The sequence below is a fragment of the Streptomyces flavofungini genome (assembly GCF_041028215.1).
Taxonomy (GTDB): Bacteria; Actinomycetota; Actinomycetes; order Streptomycetales; family Streptomycetaceae; genus Streptomyces; species Streptomyces flavofungini_B.
In genome coordinates this window covers 1-15,489 of the sequence record NZ_JASKYR010000104.1, presented here as the reverse complement: position 1 = coordinate 15,489, position 15,489 = coordinate 1, and the positions used below count along the sequence as shown (strand labels likewise).

The window sequence follows — 15,489 nt, the reverse complement described above, 5'->3', positions numbered from 1 at the left end:
CGCTACTCGTGCGCGATCGCCGCCAGCACGTTCATCCGCGACGCCCGCAGCGCGGGCAGCAGTGCCGCCGCGAGTCCCACCACCACCGCGCCGAGCACCACCGCCACGATGGTCGGCACGGGGAACGCCAGTTCCTTCATGCCCTGGAGCGCGAGCACCTGCTGCACCGCGACGCCCCAGAGGAGGCCGAGGGCGAGGCCGAGCACCGCGCCGAAGACCGCGATCACCACCGACTCCAGCCGGATCATCCGCCGCAGCTGGCGACGGCTGAGCCCGATGGCGCGCAGCAGCCCGATCTCCCGGGTGCGCTCCACGACCGAGAGGGCCAGCGTGTTGACCACGCCGAGGACGGCGATGACGATCGCGAGGCCGAGCAGGGCGTAGACGAGGTAGAGCATGACGGCGATCTGCTGCCGGACGAGCTCCTTGTAGTCGGCCTGGTCGCGTACCTGCACCTGGGGGTACGGATCGAGGGCCTTGTCCAGCCGTTCGCGCAGGGTGTCCGGGTCCGTCCCGGCGGCGGCGTTGACGAACACCGCGGAGTCCTGCCCGCCCGGCACGTACTTCTCGACCGTGCCGAGCCCCAGGAAGATCCCGCCCTCGACGCCGAACCCCTCGGGCGCCTCCTGGTCGGTCAGGGCGCCCACCGTCAGCGTGGCCCTCCGCTTCTCGGGGAACAGCACCGGCAGCCGGTCGCCGACGCGCACCCGGTGCTCCGCCGCGAACTCCTTGTCCATGCCGACGCGCCCCGGCGCGAGCGCGGCCCGCGAACCGCCCTCGGCATAGGTGACGTCGGCGACGTCGTCGAGCCCCGGGTCGTAGCCCGCGGCGGTCGACTCGGCCTTCCTGCCGTCGGGCAGGGAGAGTTCGACGGGCGTGAAGCGCTGGCGTACGACGAGACCGGCCCCCTCGACGTCCCTGACCTTCGCGGTGACCTCCGGTGAGAAGGGCAGGAAGCCGCTGTTCTGGACGACGAAGTCGGCGCCGAGCGTGGCGTCGATCTGTCGGTCGAAGGACTCGGTCATCGACGCGCTCGCCACCGACAGGCCGCAGACCAGCGCGAGGCCCACCATCAGCGCGGCGGCCGTGGCACCGGTCCTGCGCGGATTGCGCAGAGCGTTGCGCTGGCTCATCCGGCCCACCGGGCCGAAGAGGGCGGGGAACGCCCCGCCGAGCACCCGGATCACCGGCCGCACCAGGAGCGGCCCCGCGATGACGGTGGCCACGAGGGTCAGCACGATGCCGAGGCCGAGCAGGGACGCCGACGTGGCGGTCCGCTCCGCGGCGGCGCAGCCGATCAGTGCCGCGGCCCCGCCCGCCGCGACGACCGAGCCCGCGACGGCCCGCACCCGCAACGGCCGTCCCACGCCCGCGATCTCGGCGTCGGCGAGCGCCGCCATGGGCGAGACCTGGGCGGCCCGGCGCGCCGGGAGGTACGCGGCGACGAACGTGACGCCGGCCCCGACGACGTACGACGCCACCGGGGTCGGCCACCTCACGACCATCTCCGTGGACTTGAGGTTCATCCCGAAGACGCCCATGAGCTCGATCAGACCCAGGGCGAGACCTATGCCGACGGCGAGGCCCAGGGTGGAGCCGACCAGGCCGAGCAGCAGCGCCTCGATGAGCACGGAGCGGCGCACCTGGCCGCGGTCGGCGCCCAGCGCGCGCAGCAGGCCGAGTTCGCGGGTGCGCTGCGCGATCAGCATCGAGAAGGTGTTGACGATCAGGAAGACGCCGACGAGGACGGCGACCCCGGCGAAGCCGAGCATCACGTACTTGATGACGTCCAGGAAGCCGCCCAGGTCGGACGCGGCGGAGTCGGCCTGTTCGGCGGCGGTCTCCAGCTTGTAGCCGGTGCCGACGCCGTCGGCGATACGGCGCTTGAGCGCGCTGTCGCTCACGCCGTCCTCGGCGGTCACCGAGACGCTCGTCGCCACGTCGACGGAGCCGAGCAGTTCGCGCTGGGCACTCCTGGTCTCAAGGAACAGCAGGGCCGCGCCGGGGTTGGTGGTGGTGAAGGTGGCGATGCCGACGATCCGCACCTTGAACGAGCCGGGGCGGGCGAGGACGGTGAGGGTGTCGCCGATCCCGACGTCCTTCTTGTCGGCCGTGTCCGCGTCGAGGACCGCCTGTCGCGGGCCGCGCGGCGGACGGCCCGAGGTGAGCTCCACGGGGCTGCGGTCGGTGAGGTACCAGTTGGTGGCCACGGTCGGCGCGCCGGTCGTCGAGCCCACCGGGTCGTTGTCGCGGTCGACGACGGTGACGTTGTCGACGGAGACGTCGAGGTGCGCGTCGGCGACGCCCGGCACCTTCGCCACCCGGTCCCGCAGGCGCGCGGGCACCGTGGGGGTCCGGCCCGAGGGCACGGCCTCGTCGAGGTCGTCCTGCGGGGCGACCATGACGTCCGCCGACGTGGAGGCGAACAGGCGGTCGAAGGTGCGGCTCACCGTGTCCGAGAAGATCAGGCTCCCGGCGACGAACGCCACCGAGAGGATGACCGCGAGGGCGGAGAGCGCGAGCCGCCCCTTGTGCGCGAGGAAGCTCCTGAGCGTCGCCTTCAGCACGGCGGGCCCCGGTTCAGCTCTGCTCGGTGGCGCCGTCGGAGGGGGCGGGGACACCCGGCGGCACCGCGCCCAGGGCGTCGAACCGTTTCATGCGTTCGAGTACCGCGTCCGCCGTCGGGCGTGCCATGTCGTCCACGATCCGCCCGTCGCCGAGGAAGAGGACCAGGTCGGAGTGGGCGGCGGCGCTCGGGTCGTGGGTGACCATGACGACGGTCTGGCCCAGCCGGTCGACCGCCTCGCGCAGGAAGCCGAGCACTTCGAGCCCGGCCCGGGAGTCGAGGTTGCCGGTCGGCTCGTCGGCGAAGATCAGTTCGGGCCTGGCGGCCAGCGCCCGTGCGCACGCCACGCGCTGCTGCTGTCCGCCGGAGAGCTGCGCGGGCCGGTGCCGCAGCCGGTCCCGCAGCCCCAGGGTGTCGATGACGTGCTCCAGCCATTCGCGGTCGGGCCGCTTCCCCGCGATGTCCATCGGCAGCGTGATGTTCTCCAGGGCGTTGAGCGTCGCGATGAGGTTGAAGGACTGGAACATGAAGCCGACGCGGTCCCGCCGCAGCCGGGTCAGCTCCCGCTCCCTCAGCCCCGTGATCTCCGTGTCGCCGAGCCACACCTGCCCCGCGGACACGGTGTCGAGCCCGGCGAGGCAGTGCATGAGGGTGGACTTGCCCGAGCCCGAAGGGCCCATGACGGCCGTGAAGCGCTCGCGCGCGATGTCGGTGTCGACCGAGTCCAGGGCCAGGACGGCCGTCTCGCCGGAGCCGTACGCCTTGGTGAGGGCGCGGGCGCGCGCGGCGGTACCGGCGGCTCCCCGGTGCCCGGTGGACGATGCCGAAGCAGGTGTGGACAAGGCCGCCTCCTAAGTTGTGGCCGCTCCAACTCCCCTGACGCGGCGAAGAGTAGTGCGCCGTCCCCGGGGTCCGGTATCCCTCCGAGGTCGGGGCGCCGGGACGCATGTAGGGGGCACGGTCGCGCCCTTGTCGCGCTAGCACCCCGGCGCTAGCTTGAGGGAATGGCGAAGACTCAGTTGAACGTACGGGTGAACGAGGACACCGCTCGGGCCGCCCGGGAGCGCGCGTCGGCCCGGGGCATCAGCGTCAACCGCTACATAGAGGAACTCGTGAAACAGGACGCCGGAGAAGTGGGCCACACATTCGTCGAAGCCGCAGCCGACTTCATGAAGCAGTACGAGAGCGTCTTCGCCGAGGAGTTCGGCCAGGACCGGGAGGGCAGCCGCGTGGTCCACGAAGCGCCCGTACGCGCCCTGCACGACGCGGCGCGCCCGTTCGGTGAAGATCGCCGCTGAACCGTTGAACCTCAGAATCGACCTCGCCTGGCTTCTGATGATCGCCGAGCACAAGACGCCGGGGGACCCCGCGGTCACCGACTGGGGCGCACTCGTCGCCGCCGTCAGCAGGCACGAGGCGGAGATATTCGGCGTTCCGGTCTACGAGACCCCGCACGACCGGGCCGCCGCGCTGCTCCAGATCCTGCTGCACATCCCCGCGCTCGAACGCTCCAACGCGCTCTTCGCCGCCTCCGTCGCCTACGCCTACCTCGTCTCCAGCGGCACCAAGGTCGTCACCTCGCCCGAGCAGGTGCGCGACCTCGCCCGCCTGGTGAAGGAGGACGGCGCGAGCGTGCACGCCATCGCGGAGGAACTGCGCCGCTGGAGCCTGTGAGCGGCGGGCCCGACCGGTCGGCCGCGGCGCGGTCAGGACAGCTCGGGCCGCCGTGCCGTGCCGAGCACGCAGTACGAGGAGGGCAGGCGCGGCCCCTTCGCCGGGATCAGGAACCGCCGGTAGGGGCCGACCTCGAAACCGGCGTCGCCCAGGGAGTCCAGGGGGCTGCGCGCGACGTGACAGCCGCCGAACAGCGGCGGCCACACGGTGCGGTCGAGGAACCGCTGGGCGCCGGCCATCAGGGTCCCCGGCGCCTGGCCGTGCTCGAAGAAGCGCAGCTCGCCGCCGGGCCGCAGCACCCGGTGCAGCTCGCCGAGCGCCCGTCGTACGTCCCGGACGCTGCACAGCACCAGGGAGACGACGGCCGCGTCGAAGGCCTCGCTCTTGACCGGCAGCGCCTCTGCGGCGCCCGGCACCACGTCGACGGGCACGTCCGCGCGCAGGGCCGCGTCCACGGCCAGCCTTCGCAGCAGACGCTCCGGTTCGATCGCCACGACCTCGGAGACCGCGCCCGGATAGTGCGCGAAGTTCAGCCCGTTGCCCGCCCCGACCTCGATCACCCGGCCGGAGAGCCCGGCGAGCAGCTCCTTGCGGTGGGCGGCGACGGCGGGCTCCAGGGCCACGCTCTGGCGGGCGTAGAAGCGGGCGAAGACTGGATGGTGCACGGCGTCCCGGGACGCCGTCCTGGCGGAGCGCGGAGACATGGGCCCTCCTCGGCGGGGCGAGCTGTTACCGCAATGCTGCCCAGGCGCGCGGCCGATTTCTCCCGCCCACGCCCACGGGTCATGCGCCGGGACGAGCTTTTCCGCCCCGGCGCACCCACCCTGAACAGGCCTTCCCTCAGCGCTCCCGGGGCGCCTCCCGCCGCGTGAAGGACTCCGCGTCCCACGTGCCCCCAAGCTCCGGCGCGAGCCACCCGACGGCCGCAGCACGGAACGCGGCCCCTTCCAGCGCGCCCGCGCCCTGCGGGACCGCGCCGAGCAGGGGCGCGTCCGCCGCCCGCGGCAGATCGGCCAGGTTGCAGCGCGACGCCAGATCGGGGGCGGACGGCCAGCTTCCGATGGTGACGCCGAGCTGCCGCACACCACGCGCGCGCAGGGCCTCCGCCGTCAGCGTCGTGGTGTTCAGGGTGCCGAGACCCGCCGTCGCGACGACCAGGACGGGGGCGCCGAGGAGCCGCGCGGCGTCCGCGAGCGTGCCGCCCTCGTCGTCGAGGCGGACCAGGAGCCCGCCCGCGCCCTCGACCAGGACGAGATCGTGCTCGGTCGCCAGCTTCGCGGCGGCGTCGGCGACCTCGTGCGGACGCACCTGCCTCATCCCGGCCCGGCGGGCCGAGGTGTCCGGCGCCAGGGGCTCGGGGAAGCGGGCCAGTTCGAGCGTGGTGACGGCGCCGCCCGCCAGCCGCGCCACCTCCTGGGCGTCGCCGGGCTCCCCGGGCGCGACCCCGGTCTGCGCGGGCTTGAGCATCGCGACGCTCCGCCCGGCCGCCAGCGCGGCGGCGGCCACCGCCGCCGTCGTCACCGTCTTGCCGATCTCCGTGCCCGTACCGGACACCACGATCACCGTCACGTCAGCCCTCCATCGCCGCCGGTCACCCGCATCTCAGCCCTCCCTCGCCGCCGCGCACACCGCGCGCGCGATGCGTGCCACGTCCTCGTCACCGGTGATGAACGGCGGCATCGTGTAGATCAGATCCCGGAACGGCCGCACCCAGACGCCCTCGCGCACGGTCGCCCGGGTCGCCGCCGCCATGTCCACCGGGTGGTCCAACTGGACGACACCGATGGCCCCGAGGACGCGCACGTCGCGCACCCCCGGCAGCTCCTCCGCCTCGGCGAGGCCCTCGCGCAGACCCGCCTCGATGCGCTTGACCTCGCCCTGCCAGTCCTGCCCGAGCAGCAGGTCGATCGAGGCTCCGGCCACCGCCGCGGCCAGCGGGTTGCCCATGAACGTCGGCCCGTGCGCGAGGACGGGGACCTCGCCGCGCGAGATGCCGTCCGCGACCCCGGCCGTGCACAGCGTCGCCGCCAGCGTCAGATAACCGCCGGTCAGCGCCTTGCCGACGCACATCACATCGGGCGTGACGCTCGCGTGGTCCGCGGCGAACAGCGCGCCGGTACGGCCGAACCCGGTGGCGATCTCGTCGAACACCAGGAGCACGTCGTGCGCGTCGCACGCCTCGCGCAGCACGCGCAGATACGCGGGGGAGTGGAAGCGCATCCCGCCCGCGCCCTGCACGACGGGCTCCACGATCACCGCGGCCAGTTCGTCCGCGTGCCGCTCGATCAGCTCGCGCAGATGGTCGGCGTAGGTCTCCTCGTAAGTGGCCGGAGGCGCGTCCGCGAACACCTGCCGGGGCAGGACGCCCTGCCACAGCTCGTGCATGCCGCCCTCGGGATCGCACACGGACATCGGCTGCCAGGTGTCGCCGTGGTAGCCGCCGCGCCAGGTCAGCATCCGCCGCTTCTCGGGGCGGCCGAGCGAACGCCAGTACTGAAGGCACATCTTCACCGCGACCTCGACCGAGACCGAGCCCGAGTCGGTGAGGAAGACATGTTCGAGACCGTCGGGAGACATGTCGACAAGGCGCTTCGCGAGGGTCACGGCGGGCTCGTGCGTCAGGCCGCCGAACATGACGTGGCTCATCCGGCCGAGCTGGCCGCGCACGGCCTCGTTGAGGACCGGGTGGTTGTAGCCGTGGATCGCCGACCACCACGACGACATGCCGTCGACCAGTTCGCCCGAGCCGTCGGCGAGGCGCAGCCGCACCCCGCTCGCCGACGCGACGACCAGCGGCTCCTGGCGCCCCGGCATCGGGCCGTAGGGGTGCCAGACGTGGCGGCGGTCCAGCTCGACCAGCTCGTTCAGGGGAACGTCAGGCATTGGGCGCGAGGTCCGTTCCCGCGCCCCGGCGACGTACCGCCACCAGATCCGTGCGCGCCTCGCCCGCGGCGCCCGCGGCCACCGGTTCGCTCTGCGCCGGTCCGCTCTCCGCCGGGCCGCTCTCCGCGGAGCCGCACGGCCCGCACCCGCCGCCCTCCTCGTGCGATCCGCAGCCGCCGCTCTCGCCGTGCGAGCCGCAGCCGCCACCCGGCGCCGCGTGCGAGCCGCAGCCCGCCGCGTCCGCGCGGTGCTCGGGGAGCGTGACCTGGCCGGTGCCCTCGATCTCGAACCCCGCGTCCGCGATCATGTCCAGGTCCGCCTTGCCCGCCTGGCCCTCACTGGTCAGGTAGTCGCCCAGGAAGATGGAGTTGGCGAGGTGCAGGGCGAGCGGCTGCATGGAGCGCAGATGGACCTCGCGGCCGCCCGCGATGCGCACCTCGACGTCCGGGCAGACGAAGCGGACCATCGCGAGGATGCGCAGGCAGCGCTGTGGCGTGAGGTTCCACTCCTTGGCCAGCGGGGTGCCCTCGAACGGGATCAGGAAGTTCACCGGCACCGAGTCCGGGTCGAGCTCGCGCAGCGAGAACACCACGTCGACGAGGTCCTCGTCGCGCTCACCCATGCCCGCGATGAGCCCGGAGCACGCCGAGAGCCCGGCCGCGTGCGCCTTCTGGACGGTGTCCACGCGGTCCGCGTAGGTGTGGGTCTTCGTGATGTCGGCGTACGTCGCCTCGGAGGTGTTCAGGTTGTGGTTGTAGGCGTCGGCCCCCGCACCCCGCAGCCGCTCCGCCTGGCCGTCCGAGAGCAGGCCGAGGCAGGCGCACACCTCGACGCCCTCGTTCTGCTCCTTGACGGCGGCGATGGTCTGCGCCACCCGGTCGACGTCGCGGTCCGTCGGCCCCCGGCCGCTGGCCACCAGACAGACCCGCTTGGCGCCGCCCGCGACACCGGCCGCGGCGGCCCGCGAGGCCTCGTCCGGCTTCAGCCACGTGTACTTGAGGATCTCGGCCTTCGAGCCGAGCCGCTGCGAACAGTACGAGCAGTCCTCGGGGCACAGGCCTGACTTGAGGTTGACCAGATAGTTGAGTTTCACCCGACGCCCGAACCACTGCCGCCGCACCTTCCCGGCGGCGGCCACTACGTCCAGGAGATCGTCGTCGGAGGTGGCCAGTACGGCCAGCGCCTCTTCACGGGTCGGCAGCTCGCGCCGAAGCCCCTTGTCCACCAGCGTGTTCAGCAGATCCATGGCGCTGATCCTTACGTACGGCAGCCTCCCGGGCCAAGGAGAGTTCGCACAACAGAAAGGGATTGAGGTGTGGGTATTGCCACATCCTGGCCAGGTGGCAGGACGGCTAGGGTCTGTGCAATGTCTACAAACAGGCACCCCCTGCCGGGCGCGTCGGGCCCGTCGAGCGAAGCGGCCCCGCCGAGCCCCGCACGCCCCGTACGTGCACCGTTGGACCGTTCGCCGTTCGACTGGCTCGACGAGCAGGCGCGGCTGCGCGCCGACGCCGGGCTCGTCCGCACCCTGCGCCCGCGCGCGGCGGACGCGGCAGGCCTCCTGGACCTGGCGAGCAACGACTATCTGGGCCTGACCCGGCATCCGGAGATCACCGAGGGCGCCGCCGCCGCGGCCCGGCTCTGGGGCGGCGGGGCCACCGGCTCCCGGCTCGTCACGGGATCGACGCGGCTCCACGCGGACCTGGAGCGGGAACTCGCCGAGTTCTGCGGTTTCGAGGCCGCGCTCGTGCTGTCCTCCGGTTACGCCGCCAACCTCGCCGCCGTCACCGCGCTCGCCCCGCACGGCTCGCTGATCGTCTCCGACGCGGGCAACCACGCGTCGCTGATCGACGGCTGCCGGCTGGCCCGCGCCACGACCCAGGTGGTGCCGCACGCGGACCCCGACGCGGTGCGCAAGGCGCTCGACGCGCACGGCGGCCCGGCCGTCATGGTGTCGGACTCGGTGTTCTCGGTGGACGGCGACGCCGCGCCGCTCGCCGGGCTGGCCTCGGTCTGCCGGGAGTACGGCGCGGGGCTCATCGTCGACGACGCCCATGGACTCGGCGTGCTCGGCGACGGCGGGCGGGGCGCCCCGTACGCCGCGGGCCTCGCGGGAGCGGCCGACACCGTGGTCACCGTGACCCTGTCGAAGTCCTTCGGCAGCCAGGGCGGCGCCGTGCTCGGTCCCGCCAGGGTCATCGACCATCTGGTGAACGCGGCCCGTACCTTCATCTTCGACACCGGCCTCGCGCCCGCCGCGGCGGGCGCCGCGCTCGCGGCCCTGCGGCTGCTGCGCCGCGAGCCCGGACGGGCCGCGCGGGCCAGGGAGGTCGCGGCCGAGCTGCACCGCCGCCTGACGGCCGAGGGTCTCTCGGCGGTACGTCCGGACGCCGCCGTCGTCTCCGTGCGCGCTCCGGCGCCCGACCTGGCCGTGCGCTGGGCGGCCGACTGCCGGGCCGCGGGCCTGGCGGTCGGCTGCTTCCGTCCGCCGTCCGTGCCGGACGGGATCTCAAGGCTGCGGCTGACCGCCCGCGCGGACCTCACCGGCGAACAGATCGCCGGTGCCGTACGGGTGATCAGCCGCACCGCGCCTCGCTGAGCCGTTCCCGGCCCCTCGTCGCGGGGGCCGGAGGCGGCTCACCGCAGGCTGTCGAGGAAGATCTCCCAGGGACCGGGGGAGAAGAGCAGGGCGGATCCTTCGGTGTTCTTCGAGTCACGCACGGCCAGCAGGCTCTTGGGCCCGCCGGAGCCGAACGCGGCCGTCTCGACGCAGTTGTTCATTCCGTTGCTGTAGCTGCTGCGTCGCCACTGTGCGCCCTGGAGGGTGCTGCTGGTGCGGACGTGCCGAGGCGTTGCGGTCATGGTGCCTCCTTCGCGCCGTCGCTTAGCCCGGCGATGAATTCTTCCGAGTCCTCGGGTGAAAGCGCCCGATCCTGGAGGGAGTTGAAGGCCTCCGTGTAGGCCCGGAGGTCTTCTTTCCGCTCCAGGCAGAGGCTACTCGTCAAGTGGTCGAGAACAACCACATCCAGATCAGAAATGTTCGGAAACGAAAAAATTACGAAGGGACCGATCAGGCCCACATGCTCGCCAGAAGTGAACGGCAGCACCTGTAGTCGCACCTGTGGCAACTTGGCCACCTCCAGCAACCGGGCGAGCTGCCCGGCGAAGACCTCGGGACCGCCCACCGGTCGGCGTAAAACCGCCTCATCGAGCACCACGCTCAGGCGCAGCGGCGGCTCAGCGCGCAGCACGTCCTGACGGGCCAGGCGGACCTCCACCAGCGCGTCGACCTGCGCGTCCGGCAGACCGCCGACCGCTGCCCTGGTCACCGCGCGGGCGTAGTCGCGGGTCTGGAGCAGGCCGGGGACCACGGTCGTCTCCAGGGTCCGCATACGGCTCGCCTGGGACTCCAGGCTGATGAAGTCGCGGTAGTCGGCGGTCAGCAGGTCGCGGTAGGCCTTCCACCAGTGGTGGCGTCCCTCCCCGGCGTCGTCGTTGCCGGACAGCGCCACGAGCAGGTCCCTGAGCTGGGGGTCGCGCACCTCGTACAGATCGAGCAGGCGCTGTACGTCGGAGGTCTTCACCCCGCTGCGGCCCGTCTCGATGCGGCTCACCTTGGACTGGTGCCAGCCGAGCGAGGCGGCGGCCTGGCTGCTGGTGAGCGCGGCCGTGCCGCGCAGCGCCCGTAGTTCGGCTCCGAGCTGGCGGCGGCGCACCGCGGGCCCGTACTGCATGTCCGCCCCCTTCCGGACAGATCCGTCGAAAGCACCGGCGGCATGGGCCGGAGTCACGGGCGACAGTAGAACAAGCCCCGGACCCGCGGCCAAATACGGTCGGCCGTAGCAGAGTTCACCGCTTCGAGCGACAGATATATGCACATCTTGGTGGATCGCCACCCGTGGGCGGCCGAGGAGTGGGAGGCTGGCGCGAAGCACCAGTCCGGCGGCCGTCCCGAGTCATCCGCTCCGAGTCGGAGACCGGCCCCGGTGGGAAAGGGACAGCGCCGCCATGGCAGACCTCAAGGAAGCATCCGTCACTCTGCCGAGCGATCCTGCCTCGGTCTCCGCAGCCCGGAAGTACGTGTCGAAGGTGCTCGCGGAGTGGGGGATGCCGAGCGGTGACGAGGTGGGGGACACGGTCAGACTCATCGTCTCCGAACTCGCCACCAATGCGGTGCAGCACACCCGGGGGCAGTCACCCACGTTCACCGTGGACATCGAGCTCGACCGGGACGAGCAGCTCCGGATCGGCGTCACGGACAGCCATCCGCGCTATCCGCGCCGGCTGCCCGCGGCCGTGCAGCAGGACAACGGCCGGGGGATGGTCATCATCCGCATGCTGACCGCCGAGTGCGGCGGCCGTCTCTCGGTGAGCCCCACCAACGAAGGGGGCAAGACCGTGTGGATCGCGCTGCCCTGGACGGTGCCCGTGCAGGGCAGGCCGCGCGATGCCGCGCACTGACCGCGTGGCGGCCCGGGGCGCGCGGCCGGTGCGGCGGTCATCGGGACCGCTCCCGGCGCGACGACCGGGGCGCGCCACCGCGGCCCGGCACCGGTGTGATGTCCGGGAGAGCCGGGTCGGTGGCGGCCTCGACGCGCTGCGCGGAGCGCCGCACGAGCCGTGGCAGCACTCCCCACAGCCCCACGCAGACCACCAGGGCACCCGCTCCGGCCGCGAGGCCCTCGGCTCTCCCGGCCGTCACGTCCACCACGAGCAGTACGGCCCCGGTCAGGGCGAGCATCAGCACACCCAGGCCGATCGCGGCGAGGCGTGAGGAGACGTGGACTATCAGCGGCTTGGCGCGCTGCTGGAACAGCGACCTGTGCAGCGCGGCGGGCGCCGTGAAGAGCGCCGCCGCGGCCACCGCGAGCAGCAGGGTAGTGACATAGGTGCCGCGCTGCACCGCGTCGAGCGAGGGGAAGCGCGGGGTGAAGGCCAGGCTGAGCAGGAAGGCGAACAGGATCTGCACGCCGGTCTGCGTGACCCGCAACTCCTGGAGGAGCTCGGCGAAGTTGCGGTCGGCACGCTCCAGCGGTGTCTCGTTGCGGGCTGTACAGGAGTAGTCGTCCGACATTCCGCACGAGTATCCGAACGGGCGCGCCCCAAGCCCGCGACGGTGCGCGGCGGCATCGCGCGAGGGCGGGGCGCGCCCCTTCAGTGGCGAGGGTCAGCGGACCCGGCCGTAATAGACACTGCTGGACCAGATCTTCTCGAGCCGCACCACCGCGCCGGTCTTGGGCGAGTGCCAGATGCGGCCGTTGCCCGCGTAGATGCCGACGTGGAAGATGCTCCGGCCGGAGTGGAAGAACACCAGGTCGCCGGGGGACCGCTGCGACTTTCCGATGTGCCGGGTCTTGTTGTACTGCTGGGCGGCCGTGCGCGGCAGCTTCTTTCCCGTGCGCTTGAACGAGTACTGCGTCAGCCCCGAGCAGTCGAACCGGTGAGGTCCTGTCGCTCCGTAGGCGTAGGGCGAACCCTTCTTGGACGCCGCGATCTTGAGCGCTTTCGTCGCGTGTGTGGCCGCTTCCGCTTCCCCGGTGAGCCCGGGGGCCACGAGGGTGCCGCCCACGACGGCGAGCGTGAGGGCCGATGCGGCCCCGGCCTTGCTGAGCAGCGACGGAACGTGATTCTCCGCGGACATGCTTAACCCTTCGTCAGCCGCCTGAGAAGGATGACCTGTCGGGTTCGGGCAGGCGAAGATGCCCGGCCGCGTCGTGCTCTGCGGCTTCACCCCAAGGGCGTCACCCGGACTTCCCGGGCGGGCCCGTCGTGCTTGGGTCCTCCACTCCTGCCGTTGCACCGATGTCGACCGGTCATCCGGACGGCGGCAGGACTCGGCGTCCGCCCGGATCGCCCCGCCGCTGTGGCGGGGGCTTGTCGTCGACAGGGATCTTGACCCGAGAAGGGTGTGAAAACCGAGCCGAAACGGCCTTTTGTGAGGCTACTCACGACTGACCTGTTCGAGTGGACACGGTCGAAATGGTCCCCCGCGGCGTGGTTCTGACGACGCTTTCACCAGCAACGGAACGTCTCATTCCGGGGTTGGTGTACGCGCGCCGCGCAACTCGCGGCCGTGCGAAGAAAGATGGATTCGTACGCCATCGGGGGTAGCTCGTCTGGTCCGTTTCAAAACGGAGCCGGACGCTTCGGGAGGCGGGGCCCAGCCGGTCACCCGCCCGTCGGGGGCGGCACCGCGACCCGCCGGGACCGCCGCTCACCGTCGAGGACGCGCAACGCCCGGCCCAGGGTTGCGGCGTGCAGCTCGCTCTCACCCCTTTGGTGCATCAGCGCCAGCGCGTCCCGCAGCGCCGTCGCCCGGCCGGCCAGTGCCTGGGCGGCGCGCAGAGCGGTGTAGGTGGTCTCGGTCCGGGCGGGGTTGATCCGGCCGAGCAGGTCGACGACTTCCAGATACCGGTCGATCAGCTCGCCCTCGGCCCGGGTGAGGGCGGGCAGCGGGGGCAGTTCGGGCGGCAGCATCCGTGTCACTCCGCCCCGCGCGGGCCGAGCGAGGTCTTGCGGCTCGGGACGACGCGGTCCACCAGGCCGTACGCCAGGGCCGCGGGGGCGTCGAGGATCTTGTCCCGCTCGATGTCCCGGGTGATCCGCTCGCGCGGCTGCCCCGTGTGGCGCGCGAGGAGGTCCTCAAGCAGCGCCCGGGTCCGCGTCATCTCATCGGCCTGGATCGCCAGGTCGCTCGCCCGGCCCTGGAACGGCTCGGCCACGGAGGGCTGGTGGATCAGCACACGCGCCCCGGGCAGCGCGGACCGCTTGCCGGGCGTCCCCGCGGCCAGCAGGACGGCGGCGGTCGACGCGGCCTGCCCCAGGCAGACCGTCTCCACGTCGCACGAGACGTACCGCATCGTGTCGTAGACGGCCGTCATCGCGCTGAACGAGCCGCCGGGGGAGTTGATGCAGAGGGAGATGTCGCGGTCCGGAGCCTGGTACTCCAGATGCATGAACTGCGCCATCACGTCGTTCGCCGACGTGGTGTCGATGGGGGTGCCGAGGAAGACGATCCGCTCTTCGAGCAGCTTGGAGTACGGATCCATCGTCCGCGTGCCGGAGCTTGAGCGCTCCGTGAACTCGGGCAGGACATATCGGGCCGACGGACGGTTCATGGCGCGCCTCTTCTCCTCCGGTCGCGGACGTCCCGGGTTTCTGTAAAAAATGTACAGGACGTACGTTATGGGGGTCGAGCCGTCTCGGCGCCGGGACCGCGGAGGGGCGGCGTCTAAGCTGGTGGACATGGCCTACGAGATTCCGGTGACGCAAGCCCGCGCAGAGCTCGCCGAGCTGATCAACCGCGTCGTCTACGGCGGTGAGCGCGTCGTCGTCACGCGGCACGGCAAGCCGCTCGTGGCCCTGGTCTCCGCCGCCGACCTGGAGCGCCTCGAAGGCCTCGCGGAGTCCGAGGAGCAGCGGACGGTCTCCACCGTCACCGCGCTCGGCTCGGTGCCGCCCGGCGGGCAGGAGCGGCAGCGGTTCGGCATCGCGGCGGAGCACCGGGGGCCGGAGGCGACGTAGCGCACACGAAGGCCGCACGTCCCCGTCCGCTGCGGCGGGGGCGTGCGGCCTTCCGGTGGGGACCGGCGTGACACCCGGGGTCAGCCGACCGGCGCGGCCTCCCTGCGCGCCGCCGGTTCCGCCGCGGCCGGTGCGCTCCGGCCGCGCAGCGCCGCGCCGAGCAGGACGGCCGTCAGGCCGAGCGCCGCCCACACGCCGAGGGTCACGGCGGGCGCCGCGGCCCGTGCGCCGTCGAAGAACGCCACCGAGCGCAGCAGGGACCCACCGGCGCCCGGGGGCAGCAACTGCCCGAGGAGGCCGATCGGTTCCGGCAGCAGCTGGGGCGCGGAGGTGACCCCGGAGAAGGGGTTGCCGAGCAGCACCATCAGCAGGCCGCCCACCCCGATGCCCGTGGGTCCGAGCAGGGCCGCGAAGCCCGCGACCCCGGCGCTGACCGCGAGGGTGGAGAGGCCGAGCGCCCCGGCCTCCGCCCACCAGTTGCCGGTGAGGACGCCGAGCCAGCTGTGGGTGAGCGCGGCGGCCACGGCCCCGACGAGTACGGCGGTGGCGACCAGCGTCCCCGCCGCGCGGGGACCGCGCAGCCCCCGCAGGGTGACCAGCGCACCGGCCGCGACCCCGGCGATCGCCAGCGGCAGCACGCTGGAACCGAGCGCGGCGCCGCGTGGGTCGGCCGCGGGCGCGGGCACCATGTCGGACGTCGGCACCGCGGTGCCCTTCGGGACCTGCCGCTGCACCGCCTGCTGGAGCAACTGCGCGACCACGGGGCTCGCGGCCGTGGCGGTCAGCAGCTTGGGTCCCCGGGGTGTCGCGACGATCGCGCCGTACACCGTCCGGTCCTTGAC

Annotated in this window: 18 protein-coding genes; 5 read left to right on the top strand and 13 right to left on the bottom strand. The window is 72.6% G+C overall.

The window, feature by feature from the left end; all coding sequences use genetic code 11:
- Positions 1–2 precede the first annotated feature (2 nt).
- Positions 3–2,567: an ABC transporter permease gene (locus tag AB8Z36_RS10225; protein ID WP_369212911.1), complete on the bottom strand. Its 2,565-nt coding sequence runs from the start codon at positions 2,565–2,567 to the stop codon at positions 3–5.
- A 13-nt stretch (positions 2,568–2,580) separates the two neighbouring features.
- Positions 2,581–3,408 (bottom strand): ABC transporter ATP-binding protein, encoded by an 828-nt coding sequence (locus tag AB8Z36_RS10220; RefSeq protein WP_369212910.1) that lies wholly within the window; start codon positions 3,406–3,408, stop codon positions 2,581–2,583.
- A 162-nt stretch (positions 3,409–3,570) separates the two neighbouring features.
- Between AB8Z36_RS10220 and AB8Z36_RS10215 the strand changes: the two genes are divergently transcribed.
- Together AB8Z36_RS10215 and AB8Z36_RS10210 are read left to right on the top strand one after the other, a co-directional pair.
- On the top strand, positions 3,571–3,864 hold the full coding sequence (locus AB8Z36_RS10215) for a toxin-antitoxin system HicB family antitoxin (protein ID WP_369212909.1): 294 nt from the start codon (positions 3,571–3,573) through the stop codon (positions 3,862–3,864).
- 4 nt (positions 3,865–3,868) lie between these two features.
- Positions 3,869–4,240, top strand: a complete 372-nt coding sequence (locus AB8Z36_RS10210) for a fic family toxin-antitoxin system, toxin component (protein WP_369212908.1) — start codon at positions 3,869–3,871, stop codon at positions 4,238–4,240.
- A 32-nt stretch (positions 4,241–4,272) separates the two neighbouring features.
- Here AB8Z36_RS10210 and AB8Z36_RS10205 read toward each other — a convergent pair whose 3' ends face one another.
- The 4 genes from AB8Z36_RS10205 to bioB form a co-directional block, all read right to left on the bottom strand.
- A complete protein-coding gene (locus AB8Z36_RS10205; protein ID WP_369212907.1) occupies positions 4,273–4,944 on the bottom strand; it encodes a class I SAM-dependent methyltransferase in 672 nt (223 codons plus the stop codon).
- Positions 4,945–5,080: 136 nt separating this feature from the next.
- Positions 5,081–5,809: a dethiobiotin synthase gene (gene bioD / locus AB8Z36_RS10200; protein ID WP_369212906.1), complete on the bottom strand. Its 729-nt coding sequence runs from the start codon at positions 5,807–5,809 to the stop codon at positions 5,081–5,083.
- A gap of 33 nt (positions 5,810–5,842) precedes the next feature.
- A complete protein-coding gene (locus AB8Z36_RS10195; protein ID WP_369212905.1) occupies positions 5,843–7,123 on the bottom strand; it encodes an adenosylmethionine--8-amino-7-oxononanoate transaminase in 1,281 nt (426 codons plus the stop codon).
- Entirely contained in the window at positions 7,116–8,369 is a 1,254-nt protein-coding gene (gene bioB, locus AB8Z36_RS10190; protein ID WP_369212904.1) for a biotin synthase BioB, read from the bottom strand. Before bioB ends, AB8Z36_RS10195 begins: the two co-directional genes overlap by 8 nt.
- 210 nt (positions 8,370–8,579) lie before the next feature.
- On the opposite strand from bioB, the gene AB8Z36_RS10185 reads away from it, so the two are divergent.
- Complete coding sequence (locus AB8Z36_RS10185; RefSeq protein ID WP_369212903.1) at positions 8,580–9,722, top strand: 8-amino-7-oxononanoate synthase; 1,143 nt, start codon at positions 8,580–8,582, stop codon at positions 9,720–9,722.
- 38 nt (positions 9,723–9,760) lie between these two features.
- Here AB8Z36_RS10185 and AB8Z36_RS10180 read toward each other — a convergent pair whose 3' ends face one another.
- Both AB8Z36_RS10180 and AB8Z36_RS10175 read right to left on the bottom strand, forming a co-directional pair.
- The gene (locus tag AB8Z36_RS10180) at positions 9,761–9,985 is read right to left on the bottom strand and encodes a DUF397 domain-containing protein (protein ID WP_369212902.1); all 225 of its coding nucleotides are present in this window, start codon (positions 9,983–9,985) and stop codon (positions 9,761–9,763) included.
- On the bottom strand, positions 9,982–10,857 hold the full coding sequence (locus tag AB8Z36_RS10175; RefSeq protein WP_369212901.1) for a helix-turn-helix domain-containing protein: 876 nt from the start codon (positions 10,855–10,857) through the stop codon (positions 9,982–9,984). The genes AB8Z36_RS10180 and AB8Z36_RS10175 overlap by 4 nt, the downstream gene beginning before the upstream one ends.
- A gap of 274 nt (positions 10,858–11,131) precedes the next feature.
- Here AB8Z36_RS10175 and AB8Z36_RS10170 point away from each other — a divergent pair, with 274 nt between their 5' ends.
- Entirely contained in the window at positions 11,132–11,584 is a 453-nt protein-coding gene (locus AB8Z36_RS10170) for an ATP-binding protein (protein ID WP_369212900.1), read from the top strand.
- Positions 11,585–11,621: 37 nt separating this feature from the next.
- Here the strand turns inward: AB8Z36_RS10170 and AB8Z36_RS10165 are convergent, their stop codons facing one another.
- The 4 genes from AB8Z36_RS10165 to AB8Z36_RS10150 all read right to left on the bottom strand — a co-directional run bounded on the left by AB8Z36_RS10165 (position 11,622) and on the right by AB8Z36_RS10150 (position 14,241).
- Positions 11,622–12,197 carry a DUF6328 family protein gene (locus AB8Z36_RS10165; protein WP_369212899.1) on the bottom strand — a complete coding sequence of 192 codons (576 nt, stop codon included), beginning with the start codon at positions 12,195–12,197 and terminating at the stop codon, positions 11,622–11,624.
- A 93-nt stretch (positions 12,198–12,290) separates the two neighbouring features.
- Positions 12,291–12,764 (bottom strand): C40 family peptidase, encoded by a 474-nt coding sequence (locus AB8Z36_RS10160; protein WP_369212898.1) that lies wholly within the window; start codon positions 12,762–12,764, stop codon positions 12,291–12,293.
- Between the two features lie 527 nt (positions 12,765–13,291).
- Positions 13,292–13,600: a hypothetical protein gene (locus tag AB8Z36_RS10155; protein ID WP_369212897.1), complete on the bottom strand. Its 309-nt coding sequence runs from the start codon at positions 13,598–13,600 to the stop codon at positions 13,292–13,294.
- 5 nt (positions 13,601–13,605) lie between these two features.
- Positions 13,606–14,241 carry an ATP-dependent Clp protease proteolytic subunit gene (locus tag AB8Z36_RS10150; RefSeq protein ID WP_369212896.1) on the bottom strand — a complete coding sequence of 212 codons (636 nt, stop codon included), beginning with the start codon at positions 14,239–14,241 and terminating at the stop codon, positions 13,606–13,608.
- A 127-nt stretch (positions 14,242–14,368) separates the two neighbouring features.
- Between AB8Z36_RS10150 and AB8Z36_RS10145 the strand changes: the two genes are divergently transcribed.
- Positions 14,369–14,647, top strand: a complete 279-nt coding sequence (locus AB8Z36_RS10145) for a type II toxin-antitoxin system Phd/YefM family antitoxin (RefSeq protein ID WP_369212895.1) — start codon at positions 14,369–14,371, stop codon at positions 14,645–14,647.
- Between the two features lie 80 nt (positions 14,648–14,727).
- Here the strand turns inward: AB8Z36_RS10145 and AB8Z36_RS10140 are convergent.
- Positions 14,728–15,489: ABC transporter permease (locus AB8Z36_RS10140; RefSeq protein WP_369212894.1), on the bottom strand; the 762-nt coding region annotated here is incomplete at its 5' end.

Excerpts from the sequence above, each read along its gene's own strand:
- AB8Z36_RS10170 (WP_369212900.1), top strand. The coding sequence starts at position 11,132 with ATGGCAGACCTCAAGGAAGCATCCGTCACTCTGCCGAGCGATCCTGCC.
- AB8Z36_RS10175 (WP_369212901.1), bottom strand. The coding sequence starts at position 10,857 with ATGCAGTACGGGCCCGCGGTGCGCCGCCGCCAGCTCGGAGCCGAACTA.
- AB8Z36_RS10160 (WP_369212898.1), bottom strand. The coding sequence starts at position 12,764 with ATGTCCGCGGAGAATCACGTTCCGTCGCTGCTCAGCAAGGCCGGGGCC.
- AB8Z36_RS10145 (WP_369212895.1), top strand. The coding sequence starts at position 14,369 with ATGGCCTACGAGATTCCGGTGACGCAAGCCCGCGCAGAGCTCGCCGAG.
- AB8Z36_RS10155 (WP_369212897.1), bottom strand. The coding sequence starts at position 13,600 with ATGCTGCCGCCCGAACTGCCCCCGCTGCCCGCCCTCACCCGGGCCGAG.
- AB8Z36_RS10205 (WP_369212907.1), bottom strand. The coding sequence starts at position 4,944 with ATGTCTCCGCGCTCCGCCAGGACGGCGTCCCGGGACGCCGTGCACCAT.
- AB8Z36_RS10165 (WP_369212899.1), bottom strand. The coding sequence starts at position 12,197 with ATGTCGGACGACTACTCCTGTACAGCCCGCAACGAGACACCGCTGGAG.
- AB8Z36_RS10150 (WP_369212896.1), bottom strand. The coding sequence starts at position 14,241 with ATGAACCGTCCGTCGGCCCGATATGTCCTGCCCGAGTTCACGGAGCGC.
- AB8Z36_RS10215 (WP_369212909.1), top strand. The coding sequence starts at position 3,571 with ATGGCGAAGACTCAGTTGAACGTACGGGTGAACGAGGACACCGCTCGG.
- bioB (WP_369212904.1), bottom strand. The coding sequence starts at position 8,369 with ATGGATCTGCTGAACACGCTGGTGGACAAGGGGCTTCGGCGCGAGCTG.
- AB8Z36_RS10180 (WP_369212902.1), bottom strand. The coding sequence starts at position 9,985 with ATGACCGCAACGCCTCGGCACGTCCGCACCAGCAGCACCCTCCAGGGC.
- AB8Z36_RS10195 (WP_369212905.1), bottom strand. The coding sequence starts at position 7,123 with ATGCCTGACGTTCCCCTGAACGAGCTGGTCGAGCTGGACCGCCGCCAC.